This window comes from Actinomadura sp. CNU-125, assembly GCF_001942465.1.
Taxonomy (GTDB): domain Bacteria; phylum Actinomycetota; class Actinomycetes; order Streptosporangiales; family Streptosporangiaceae; genus Spirillospora.
This window is the reverse complement of sequence record NZ_MKJY01000162.1, coordinates 1-11,676: the sequence shown is the minus strand read 5'-3', so window position 1 is coordinate 11,676 and position 11,676 is coordinate 1. Positions and strand designations below refer to the sequence as shown.

Annotated in this window: 9 protein-coding genes and 2 pseudogenes; 4 read left to right on the top strand and 7 right to left on the bottom strand. The window is 75.8% G+C overall.

Annotated elements, in window-relative coordinates; translation table 11 throughout:
• Positions 1–932 (bottom strand): ABC transporter permease (locus BJF79_RS19800; RefSeq protein ID WP_143220045.1); only part of this gene is annotated, 932 nt, incomplete at its 3' end.
• A gap of 397 nt (positions 933–1,329) precedes the next feature.
• Between BJF79_RS19800 and BJF79_RS19795 the strand changes: the two genes are divergently transcribed.
• The gene (locus BJF79_RS19795; protein WP_075899448.1) at positions 1,330–2,361 is read left to right on the top strand and encodes a sensor histidine kinase; all 1,032 of its coding nucleotides are present in this window, start codon (positions 1,330–1,332) and stop codon (positions 2,359–2,361) included.
• A 32-nt stretch (positions 2,362–2,393) separates the two neighbouring features.
• Positions 2,394–3,013: pseudogene (locus tag BJF79_RS19790) on the top strand (response regulator transcription factor).
• 3 nt (positions 3,014–3,016) lie between these two features.
• Here the strand turns inward: BJF79_RS19790 and BJF79_RS19785 are convergent.
• On the bottom strand, positions 3,017–3,523 hold the full coding sequence (locus BJF79_RS19785) for a DUF1707 domain-containing protein (RefSeq protein WP_075899446.1): 507 nt from the start codon (positions 3,521–3,523) through the stop codon (positions 3,017–3,019).
• Positions 3,520–4,161 (bottom strand): PadR family transcriptional regulator, encoded by a 642-nt coding sequence (locus BJF79_RS19780; protein WP_262402290.1) that lies wholly within the window; start codon positions 4,159–4,161, stop codon positions 3,520–3,522. Before BJF79_RS19780 ends, BJF79_RS19785 begins: the two co-directional genes overlap by 4 nt.
• Positions 4,162–4,498: 337 nt before the next feature.
• Here BJF79_RS19780 and BJF79_RS19775 point away from each other — a divergent pair, with 337 nt between their 5' ends.
• Positions 4,499–5,929, top strand: a complete 1,431-nt coding sequence (locus tag BJF79_RS19775; protein ID WP_075899444.1) for a bifunctional phosphatase PAP2/O-acyltransferase family protein — start codon at positions 4,499–4,501, stop codon at positions 5,927–5,929.
• A 119-nt stretch (positions 5,930–6,048) separates the two neighbouring features.
• A complete protein-coding gene (locus BJF79_RS19770) occupies positions 6,049–6,639 on the top strand; it encodes a WS/DGAT domain-containing protein (RefSeq protein ID WP_075899442.1) in 591 nt (196 codons plus the stop codon).
• A 92-nt stretch (positions 6,640–6,731) separates the two neighbouring features.
• Here BJF79_RS19770 and hpnH read toward each other — a convergent pair whose 3' ends face one another.
• The 4 genes and pseudogenes from hpnH to BJF79_RS19750 all read right to left on the bottom strand — a co-directional run.
• On the bottom strand, positions 6,732–7,736 hold the full coding sequence (gene hpnH, locus BJF79_RS19765) for an adenosyl-hopene transferase HpnH (protein WP_075899440.1): 1,005 nt from the start codon (positions 7,734–7,736) through the stop codon (positions 6,732–6,734).
• Position 7,737: 1 nt separating this feature from the next.
• Positions 7,738–9,690 carry a squalene--hopene cyclase gene (shc, locus tag BJF79_RS19760; RefSeq protein ID WP_075899438.1) on the bottom strand — a complete coding sequence of 651 codons (1,953 nt, stop codon included), beginning with the start codon at positions 9,688–9,690 and terminating at the stop codon, positions 7,738–7,740.
• A pseudogene (locus BJF79_RS19755) lies at positions 9,690–10,725 on the bottom strand (polyprenyl synthetase family protein). Before BJF79_RS19755 ends, shc begins: the two are co-directional and overlap by 1 nt.
• A 17-nt stretch (positions 10,726–10,742) precedes the next feature.
• Positions 10,743–11,676 (bottom strand): FAD-dependent oxidoreductase (locus tag BJF79_RS19750; protein ID WP_075899436.1); only part of this gene is annotated, 934 nt, incomplete at its 5' end.

Sequence of the window (11,676 nt, the reverse complement as noted above, 5' to 3'; positions counted from 1 at the left end):
ACCTGGCCGCGACCCGCGCCCACCGCGCGCAGCAGCGCCAGCTCCCGGACCCGGCCGCGCACCAGCATCGAGAACGTGTTGAAGATCAGGAAGGAGCCCACGAACACCGAGATCCCGGCGAACACCAGCAGGAACGTGCGGATCGCCGCGAGGACGCCGGTGAAGGAGGCGGCCCGCTCCCGCACCGACTCCGCGCCGGTGATCGCCTCCAGGCCGGACGGCAGCGCGGCCGCGACCGCGTCCCGCAGCCGTTCCGGCGGGACGCCGTCGGCGGCGTGCACCACGATCCGGTCGTAGGTGCCGGGGCGGTGCGCCAGCAGGCGCCCCGCCGCGTCCGGCGCGAACGCCGTCATCGACAGGACGCCGCCGAGTTCGCCGCCGCCGACCTCGAACAGGCCGGTCAGCCGGAAGGCGCGCGTGCCGGACGGCAGCGCGACCGTGACCCGGTCGCCCGTCCGGTACCCGGCGTCCGCGCCGGTGGCGATGTCGACCGCGACCTCGTCGGGTGCGGCCGGCGGCCGTCCCGACACCAGCCGGGCGGGGGACAGGTCGGCGTCGCCGTCCCACGCCACGCCCGTCTGCGGTTCGGCGCCCGCGATCCGGCCGGTCCGGTCGACGACGGCCGCGAACCCGGTGACGACGCCGTGCGCCTTCGCGACGCCGTCGACGCCCCGGACGGCCGCCAGCGCCGCCGCCGGGACGGGACGCGGCGACGCGCTCGGCCGCCCGGTGCCGAACGCCCGCGGCGTCCGGACGACGACGTCGTTGTCGCGCCCGAGGTCGGTGAACGCGCGGTCGAGCGAGCGGTCCAGCGTCGCGGAGAAGATCAGCGTGCCGGTGACGAACGCGACCCCGGCGACGACGGCGAGCAGCGACAGGGCGGGACGGGCGCGGTGCGCGGCCAGGCCGCGGAACACGAGCTTGACGAGCATGCGCCGAGCACACCCGGCGGACCCCCGCCGCCGGCAGCCCGGAACGTCGCGACCGGGCCCGCCGGACGGCCCGTCCGGTGCGACTTTCGTAGGGTGGCCCGGCGCGCCCCGCGGCGTACGGTGAACGGGTGAATCCGACCTCGCCGCGCCTCCGGGCGGGTCGCGTCCTCGCGCGGGCGCTGCCCGCCGGGCGTCCCCGCGACCGCGCCGCCGACGCCGCGGTCCTGCTGGCCGCCGGGGCGGTCTCCCTGCAGCCGCTGACCGAGTCGCCGACGCTGCTGCACCCGCGCGGCGGGATCGCGTTCGTCCTGCTCGCGGTGCCCGTCGCGGCGCTGGCCGTCCGGCGCCGCGCCCCGCTGCCGGTCGCGTGGATCTCGGTCGCGGCGGCCGTGCTGGTGTGGGCGGTCGAGGCGCCCGGCCGGGGACGCTGCTGCGCGTCGACGCCGACCTCGCGGTGGACCCCGTCCTGTGGTGGCCGCCCGCCGCGCCGTTCGCCGCCTACGCCGCGATGGCGTTCGGGACGCGGCCCGCGTGGGCCCGCGAGCTGCCCGTCGCCGCGTTCGCCGTCCCCCTGGTCGCCCTGGACGACGTGCTGCCCGACTCCGTGCTGCGGCAGATCGCGGCGCAGGAGACGAACGGCGTCGGCGGCATCGTGTTCCGCAGCGTCGTGGTCGTGGCGGGCGGCGCGCTGCTCGGCATGTACGCGGCCGCGCGCCGCCGCGTCGTCCATGGGCTGACGGAACGGGCGGAGCGGGCCGAACGGGAACGGCACCTGCTGGCCGAGCGGGCGCGCGCGCAGGAGCGCGCCAGGCTGGCCGCCGAGATCCACGACGTCGTCGCGCACCGGGTGACGCTGATGGTGCTGCAGGCGGGCGCGCTGCGGGTCCGCGCACCGGACGAGGGGGTGCGCGCGGCCGCCGAGGAGCTGCGCGGCACCGGCTGCCAGGCACTGGAGGAGCTGCGCGACGTCATCGGGCTGCTGCGCCGCGACCCCGGGGACGGGGACGGGGACGGCCGGGAGGCCGGGCTGGCGGAGCTGGTCGCCGAGTCCGCCGCGGTCGGCGTCCCGGTCGAACTGGACGAGCGCGGCGACCCGCCCGCCGCGTCGCCCGCCGTGGGACGCACCATGCGGCGGATCGTCCGGGAGGCGCTGACGAACGCCCGCAAGCACGCCCCGGGCGCGTCCGTCCGGGTGGAGGTCCGGTACGGGACGGGCGGGGTGCGGGTCGCCGTGCGCAACACCGCGCCGACCGGCGAACCGGACGCCGAACTGGCCGGCAGCGGGTCCGGGACGGGCCTGGCGGGGCTCCGCGAGCGCGTCGAGCTGATCGGCGGGACGTTCGCGGCGGGCCCGGACGGCGGCGGGTTCCGCGTCGCCGCCGAACTCCCGGCGTACGTGCCGCTCGCCGCGCCGGAGCCGCTGCCGTGACCGTCACCGTGCTGCTGGTGGACGACGAGCCGATGGTCTGCGCGCACCTGCGGACGATCCTCGGCGCCGACCCGCACGTCGAGGTCGTCGCGGAGGCCCACGACGGGGAGGAGGCCGTCGCCGCCGTCGTCCGGTACCGGCCGCACGTGGTCCTGATGGACCTGCGGATGCCCCGCGTGGACGGCATCGCCGCCACCGAGCGGATCACCGCGCTGCGCTCGCCGCCGGTCGTGGTCGCGCTGACGACGTTCGACGCCGACGAGTACGTCCTGCGGGCCCTGCGGGCGGGCGCCGCCGGGTTCCTGCTGAAGACGACGCCGCCGGAGGACCTGGCCCGGCTCGTCCGGGTCGCGGCGGACGGGCACACGGTGATGTCGCCCGCGCGACGGCGCGGCTGCTCGGCGCGGCCGCCGCGACCGCGGCCGAGCGGGCCCGCGCCGCCGCCCTCGCCGACGCCCTCACCGAGCGGGAGACGCAGGTGCTGGAATGCCTCGGCGAGGGGCTGCCGAACGCGCGGATCGCGGCGCGGCTGCGGCTCAGCGAAGCCACCGTGAAAGGGCACGTGTCCAGGCTGCTGGACAAGCTGGGCTGCGCCAACCGCACCCAGGCCGGGCTCCTCGCCCGCGAGATCGCGGGCGAGGAGCGGCGCTAGCGGTCAGCCGTCGGCGCGGTGGGCGTGCCGGACGGCCGCGCCGACGCGGACCGCGCGCACCAGCCACACCAGCGTCGCGATGCCGAGGACGGCGAGGAACCCGGTACCCGCGCCGACCGTGAACGTCAGCACGAGGAACACGCCGAGCAGCAGCGGGAACGCCGGGGGCGGCGGCCCGTGCCGGTGGTGCCGGTGGTGCCGCATGCGGTGCGGGCCCGCGTACATCATGCCCGGGTGCCCCCACGGCACCTGCCCGGGGACCGGCCCCGGGACGGGCGCGGGCCGCGGCTTCGCGGCGTCCGGCAGGCCGTGCGGGGGCGGCAGGTCCCGGACGAGCGCGCCCAGTTCGCCGCGCGTCTTCGCGGCCAGCGCGGCGTCCATGCGCTCGTCGAGTTCCGCGCGGTCGAGCCGTCCCGCGGCGAAGTGGTCGTGCAGCGCCACCACGACAGCGTCCCGCTCGGCGTCGCCGATGCGGAGCTCGTCGGTGCGGAGTTCGTCGGTGCGGGTCATGACTCCTCCCCGCGGGCGTCCGGGCCCGGGTCCTCGTCGTCGGCGAGGATGCGGTACAGGTCGCGGCGGGCCGTCGACAGGACGTCCCGTGCCCGGTCGACCTGCTCGGGGCGTCCCGAGTGGACGATCTGCATGACCGCGGCCCCCGTCTGCGCGGCCCGCTTGAACAGTTCGGGGACGCCCTCGCCGAAGTCCGGGGTCATCGCCGCCCACGGTTCGCGCAGGTCGTCGGCGTGCTCGTCGACGTAGGCGCGGCCCGCCTCGGTCAGCCGGTAGGTGCGGCGGCCGTCGGTCTCCGCGGCGGCGATCAGGCCCTCGTCGGCGAGCTGCTGGAGCGCCGGGTAGACCGCGCCGGGGCTCGGCCGCCACGCGTGCTCGCTGCGCTCGTCGATCTGCTGGATGACCTGGTAGCCGTTGCGCGGCTCCTCCGCGAGCAGCGCGAGGATCGCCGCGCGGACGTTGCCCTTGCGGGCCTTGCCCGCGCGGCCCCACGGACCGCCGCGCCGGCCGTGCGCCCAGGGCGGGCGCCCGCCGGGACCGCCCGGCCCGCCGAACCCGAACCCGCCGGGCGGCCCCCACGGACCCGGCCCGCCGGGCCCACCGGGGCCGCCGCCGAACATCGGTCCGAAACCCGGCATGTCGCCCCGGCCCCAAGGTCCCCCGTGCTTGTGACGCATGTTCTCCACCGCCTTCTGAGATCTCTCTTTGAGCTCTCGCGATACGACAACGATATATCGAAGACGTACGGAAGGACCAGTTTTGTTCCCGAAGATTCCCGAAGGAACCGGGCGGCCGTCCCGTCGACCGGACCGGGCGGCCGTACGACGGACCGGATCGGGCGGGTCGTCCCACAGGTCCGATCGGGCGAGATTTCCCGGACGGATCGGACGGAGGCCCCCTTCCGGGCGTGCTCGGACAAGATCCCCGATTCCGGTCACGGCCGTCTGACCTCGGAAAACCTGGGTAACAGGCGGATTGTGGGGGGACGATGGGGACACAGGACGCCGTGACGGCGCGCGACGCGGTCCTGACCCGGGAGGGGAACGCCGCCCGCGCCAACGCCTTCGGCGAGGTGCTGCTCGGGCTCGCGCTGTTCGCGCTGTACCTGCTCGTGGCGAAGCTGCCGGAGGTGCCCCGGGCGCGCGCGCCGCGCGCGCACACGGGGAGACCCTGTACGAGCTGGAGCGGGCGCTGCACATCGACGTGGAGCTTCCGCTCAACGAGTGGCTCGCGGGCCAGTCCGTCTTGCGGACACTGGCCAACTACGAGTACGCGATCACCTACGTGGCGAGCGCGCTCGCGCTGCTCGTCTGGCTGTTCCGGCGCCACCCCGAGCGGTACCGGACGGCCCGCACCGCGTTCGTCCTGCTCAACGTGATCGCCCTCGCCTGCTTCGCGCTCTACCCGGTGATGCCGCCGCGGCTCATGCCCGACCTCGGGTTCCTCGACACCGTCCGGCTCGGCGGCACCTGGGGATCGTGGGGGTCGCCGCTGGTCGAGCACGCCGACCGGTTCGCCGCGCTGCCGTCCCTGCACATGGCGTGGACGCTGTGGGTCGGCGTCGAACTGGCCCGGGTGAACGCGCACCGCTCCGTCCAGGCGCTCAACACCGTCCACATCATCGTCACCGGCTACGTCATCATGGCGACCGCGAACCACTTCCTGGTGGACGCGGTCGCGGCCGTCCCGCTCGTCGCCGTGTCGGTGTACGCGGCGGAACGGTTCGCGCGCCCGTCCGCCGAGCGCGTCCGCGCCCCGGACGCGTTCTTCCTCGCCGTCGAGACCGAGCGGGCGCCGCAGCACACCGGCGGCGTCATCATGCTCGACACGTCCGCCGATCCGGTGCACCGCGCCGACCTCATCCGCCTGGTCGCCGAGCGGATGGACCGGCTGCCCCGGTTCCGGCAGCGCCCGGACGGCGCCGGACGCTGGCGGCGGCCCGTCTGGCGCGACCAGGCGGCCCTCGACTGGGACTGGCACGTCGCCGAACGGCACGTCACCGGCATGGACGGGCTCCGCGAGGTGATCGCGCGCGTGCAGGCCGAGCCGTTCCCCCGCGACCGCCCGCTGTGGCGGATCATCCTCGTGCACGGCGCCGAACCGGGCCGCACCGCCGTCGTGTTCCTCATGCACCACGTCGTCGCGGACGGCGTCGGCGTCGTCGCGCAGGCCACCGCGCTGATGGAACCGCCGCAGGACCCGGCCCCGGCCGGGCCGCCGCGCGCCGCGTCCGCGCCGCGCTCACCGCCGCGGTCGGCACCGCCATCGGCCTCGGCCAGCTCGCCGCCGACGTCGCCCCGCCCGCCCGGCTGCCCGCCGCCGGCACCCCCGAACGCCGCTTCGGCACCCTGCACCTGCCGCTCGACCTGGTCCGCGACGTCGCGCGCCGGCACGGCGTCCGGGTGACGGACGTGGTGCTGTGCGCGGTCGCGGCGGCCTGCACCGCGTCGCCCGTCCGGGCGCCGACGAGCGCGGGACGTGCCGCGTCGGCGTCCCGCTGATGATGCGGGACCCCCGGCGGCGCGATGGAGGGCAACCACACCAGCGCCGTCATGGTCGACCTGCCGATCGGGGCGATGGCCGAGCCCGCGCGGCTCGCCGACATCGCCCGCCGCAGCACCGTGCTGCGGTCGGGGACCCGGGCGCTGGCCGCCTGGTTCGTGATGCGCCAGGCCGGACGGCTGATGCCGGTGCCGCTGCACGCCCGGTTCGCCCGCGCCGCCTACAGCGAGCGTTTCCTGCAGGGCATCGTGTCGAGCCTGCCGGGCCCGGGCGGCCCGCTGCGCCTGGCGGGCGCCCCGCTCGCCGCCGTCTACCCGGTCGTCCCGCTCGCCCCCGGCGCGCCGCCTCGCCGTCGCCGCCCTCGGCGTCTCCCGCGAGCTGTGCTTCGGCGTCTCCCTCGACCCCGGCCTCGTCGACGACGCCGACGCCCTCACCACCGCGATCGGCGCGGTCATCGAAGACCTCCGCACCGCCCCGAGCACCGAAACCCCGGCACCGCAGGGCTGAGCCCCGCGCCGGGACACCCGCCGTCCCGGTTGCCCCTGTTCCGGTCGCCCGCTGCCCTGGACGGCCGCTGCCTCGGGCGCCCGCTGCCTCGGGCGGGCGCGGCCTGAACGTGTGCGGTTGCGGTCTGGGCGGGTTCCGCCGTACCGCAGGGCTGAGCCCCGCGCCGGGCGGCGCGGGGCTCGGTGGCGGTCGCGTGCGGTCAGACGGCGCGCATGGCGCGGAGCGACTCCTTCAGCGAACCCATCGTCGCGAACACCGATGTCGGCTCGTAGCCGCAGTGCGCCATGCAGTTCGCGCAGCGCGGGTCGCGGCCCCGCCCGTAGGATTCCCAGTCGGTGTCGTCGAGCAGCTCCCGGTACGTGGCGGCGTAGCCGTCCTCCATCAGGTAGCAGGGACGCTGCCAGCCCTTGAGCGAGTACGACGGGATCGCCCACGCCGTGCAGGGGAAGTCGACCTTGCCCTCCAGGAAGTCGAGGAACAGGGGCGAGTGGTTGAACCGCCAGCGCTTGCGGTTGCCGTTCGCGAACGCCTTCTGGAACAGCGAGCGGGTCTCCTGGACGCCGAGGAAGTGCTCCTGGTCGGGCGCCTTCTCGTACGCGTACGCGGGCGAGATCATCATCTGGTCGACCCGCAGGTCGTCGTTGAGGTAGTTCAGCACGTCGATGACGGTCTGCGGGGTGTCGGTGTTGAACACCGTCGTGTTCGTCGTGACCCGGAACCCGCGTTCCTTGCACATGCGGATCGCGGCGACGGCCTCGTCGAACACGCCCTCCTTGCAGACGGACGCGTCGTGCCGTTCGCGGAGCCCGTCGATGTGCACCGCCCACGCGAAGTACCGGGACGGTTCGAACTGCTCGATCTTGCGCGGGATGAGCGCGGCGTTCGTGCACAGGAACACGTACCGCTTCATCCGGATCAGTTCGCCGACGAGCTCGCCGATCTTCGGGTGCATGAGCGGTTCGCCGCCCGCGATCGACACCATCGGGGCGCCGCACTCGCGGATCGCGGCGACGGCCTGCTCGACCGGCATCCGCTGCTTGAGGACGTCCGCCGGGTGCTGGATCTTGCCGCAGCCGGCGCAGGCGAGGTTGCAGGCGAACAGCGGCTCCAGTTCGACCAGCAGCGGGAACTTGTCCCGGCGGGCGAGCTTGTTCTTCAGCACGTACCCGCCGACGCGCAGGCTCTGGCGCAGTGGCATGCCCATGTCAGATCTCCCGGACGTACCGGCCGAGCGCGCTGACGGGGAACACCAGCCGGTACAGGTGGTAGTTGATGTAGAAGTCGCCGGGGAAGCCGGTGCCGGTGAAGTGGTCCTCGTCCCACGTGCCGTCCGGCCGCTGGTTCTCGACGAGCCACCGGACGCCCCGGTCGACGGCCGGGCCGCGTTCCCCGGCGGCGAGCAGGGCGAGCAGCGCCCACGCGGTCTGCGACGGGGTGGACGCGCCGCGCCCGATCCATCCCGGGTCGTCGTAGGAGCGCAGGTCCTCGCCCCAGCCGCCGTCGGCCCGCTGGTGGCGTTCCAGCCACCGGACGGCGCGGCGGATCGCGGGCCTGCCCGGCCGGACGCCCGCCGCGACCAGCGCGGGCACCACGGCGCCCGTCCCGTACACGTGGTTGGCGCCCCAGCGGCCGAACCACGAGCCGTCGTCCTCCTGCGCCTTCAGCAGCCACACGACGGCCCGCTGCACGGTGCGCGAGTCGGCCATGCCGCGTTCGGCGAGGGCCTCGACGACGTGCGCGGTGACGTCGGCGGACGGCGGGTCGATGACCTCGCCGAAGTCGCAGAACGGCAGGCGGCGGCAGAGTTCGCGGGTGTTGTCGGCGTCGAACGCGGCGAACCCGCCGTCCTTGGACGCCATCCCGGCCATCCAGCGGACGGCCCGTTCGATCGCGGGCTCCGCGCCGGCGTGGTCGACGCGGTCGAGCGCGAGGATCGCCTCGGCGGTGTCGTCGGTGTCGGGGTAGACGTCGTTGTCGAACTCGAACGCCCACCCGCCGGGCGGCAGGCCGGGGCGCCGCACCGACCAGTCGCCGGGTCCGGCGATCTCCTCGCCGAGGACCCAGTCGGCGGCGCGCCGCAGCGCCGGGTCGTCGGCGGGCGCGCCCGCGTCGGCGAGCGCGTTCATCGCCAGGACGGTGTCCCACACGGGCGACTGGCACGCCTCCAGGCGGCGGCCCCGCTCGTCGCGGATCGTGAACCGCTCCAGGCCGTCCAGCCCGCGCTTGATGACCGGGTGGTCGTTGCGGTAGCCGAGGAGGTGCAGCGCGATCAGCGAGTACACCCACGGCGGCTGGATGCCGCCCCAGCAGCCGTCCGCCTCCTGCCGCGCGACGATCCACTCCCCGGCGCGGCGCAGCGCCGCCTGCCGCAGGCCGCGGACCGGGCGCCGCTCGTACACGTGCAGCGCCCGGTCGAGCGCGTGGAACGCCTCGTCCCAGCCGGGCAGCCCCCGCCGGGACCGGCGGGCGGGCCGGGCGGCCCGCAGTTCCGGCAGGTCGAACGGCAGCGGCCGGACGGGACGCAGCGACCCCACGACGGTCAGCGGGACGATCGTCTGCCGCGCCCAGCACGCGAAGTCGTACACGTTCAGCGGGAACCAGCGCGGCAGGAACACCATCTCCGGCGGCAGCACCGGCAGGTCGTCCCACGACCACTCGCCGAACATCGCCAGCCAGAACCGGGTGAACACGCGCGTCTCCGCGACGCCGCCGTGCGCCCGGACGTACGCGGACGCCCGCGCCATGTGCGGCGCGTCGGGGGCGTCCCCGTCGAGCCGCAGCGCCACGTACGCCTCGACGGTGGTGGACAGGTCGGACGGGCCGCCGTGGAAGTTCGCCCACGTGCCGTCCGGCGCCTGCTGCGCGCGGATCCAGCGGGCCGCCTCGCGGGTGTCGTCGGCGGTGCGGACGTCGAGGAACTCGCGGAGCAGCAGGTCCTCGGCGTCCATCGTGACGTTCGTCTGGAGTTCGCCCTTCCACCAGCCCTCGGGGGACTGCAGGGCGAGCAGGTGCTCGCGGGCGGCGGCGAGCGTCTCGGCGGGCGTCCGCGCCGCCCCGGCCGCCTCGACCGTCCGGAGCGTCGCTGCCTTCTGTGGCGGTTTCTTCTGTTCCGGTGTCTTTTGTTCCGGTGTCTTTCCGGTCGGTTCCGTCGTCGTCATCAGTGATCCCGTCCTGTGACGAAATGGGCGATGTGCAGGAATTCGGCGCGGACGGGGGCGGGCAGCCCCGCCGCCGCGATCCGCGCTCCGGCGGCCTCGATGCGGCGCCCGGCCTCGGCCTCCGCCCAGGCCCGTCCGCCGGCCGCCTCGACGAGCCGCGCCATCTCCTCCAGCCGCGCGTCCTCTTCGTCGGTCTCCTCCTCGGACGCCTCGTCGTCCGGTTCGTCCGGGGCGGCGGGCGTCGCGTACAGCTCGGCGAGCCGCTCGGACTGCGCCGTCCCGGCGTTCAGCGCGGCGACCACGGGCAGCGAAAGCTTGCGCGACCGCAGGTCCGACAGCGCGGGCTTCCCGGTCACCTTCGGGTCGCCCCAGATGCCGAGCAGGTCGTCGACCAGCTGGAACGCGATGCCGAGCGCGGAGCCGAACTCGGCCAGCGCGGTGCACAGCGGCTCCGGCGCGCCGTCCAGCACGGCCCCGATCGAGCACGAGCACGCCAGCAGCGCCGCCGTCTTGTCCGACGCCATCGCGACGCACTCGTCCACGCCGATGATCCGCCGCGACTCGAACTCCAGGTCGCGGGCCTGCCCGCCGATGAGCCGCCGGGTCGCCGCCGACAGCTCCCGCGCGGCCCGTCCCGAACTCTGCCCGGGCGCCTCCAGCAGCACCTCCCCGGCCAGCGACAGCAGCGCGTCGCCCGCCAGGATCGCGTCGGCCGCGCCGAACACCGCCCACGCGGCGGGCCGGTGCCGCCGCGTCCGGTCGCCGTCCATGATGTCGTCGTGCAGCAGCGAGAACGCGTGCGTCAGCTCCACCGCGACGGCGCCCGGCAGCGCGCTCTCCTGCGGCGCGCCCGACGCGCCGCTCCGACAGCAGCGCCAGCGCGGGCCGCAGCGCCTTGCCCGCCGGGGCCGCCCGCGGGTGCCCCTCCGCGTCGGCCCAGCCGAGGTGGTAGGCCGCGACCCGGTAGGTGCGCGGGTCGAGGCGGCCGACCGCGGCGCGCAGCGCCCCGTCGACCAGCCCCCGGACATCGGTCATCGAGACCGGAACGGTCGTCACCGGTCCCTCACCCCCTCCAGGTGGCGGCGGACCAGCCGAGCGGCGGTCAGGCCGCTGCGCACTGCTCCCTCCATGGTGTCGGGCCAGCCCGTGTCGGTCCACGCGCCGGCCAGGAACAGTCCCGGGGCCCGCGTCGCCGCGGCCGGGCGCACCGCGCCGGTGCCGGGACGCTGCCGGAACGTCGCGCGCCGTTCCCGCGTCACGAACAGCTCCCGCACCCGGGCGTCGCGCGCCGCGGGCAGCAGCCGCGCCAGCTCCGGGACGAACCGGTCGCGCAGCTCCGCGGTCGGCCGGTCGATCCAGCGGTCGGCGGCCGACAGCGACACCGCCAGGTACTGGCCGTCCCGCAGCCCGCTCACGCCCGTCCGGTCGAAGATCCACTGGACGGGCGAGCCCACCGCCGCGGCGAACGGCTCGCCCATGACCGGACGGTCGTAGACGACGTGCACGTTGACGATCGGGCTCGAATCCAGCTCCCGCCAGCGCAGCGGGTCCGGCAGCGCCTCGGCGGGCAGCACCTTCGCGGCCGCGTCGTGCGGCACCGCGACGATCACCGCGTCCGCGCCGATCGGCACGCCGTCCACCACCACCTTCGGGTCGGCGGTGACCGCCTCGACCTTCGCCTTCAGCCGGACCGTGCCGCCCATCTCGGCGATGCGCCGCAGCGCCGGGCCGCCGTGCAGCTCCTCCAGCGGGACGATCGGGACGCCGATGTCGGCGGCGTCCGCGCGGCCGAACAGCGCGCGGCGGCACACCATCGCCGACAGCCCCAGCGCGGCGTCGTCCACGTCGGCGTTCAGCGACGCCGTGATGAACAATCCCCACAGCGCCTCGCGCGCCCACGGCCGCTGCCCCCGCGCCGCCAGCCACGGCCCGGCCGCGATCCGGTCCAGCCGCGCGTCGCCGGGGTCGAGGCCGCGCAGCGCGGCG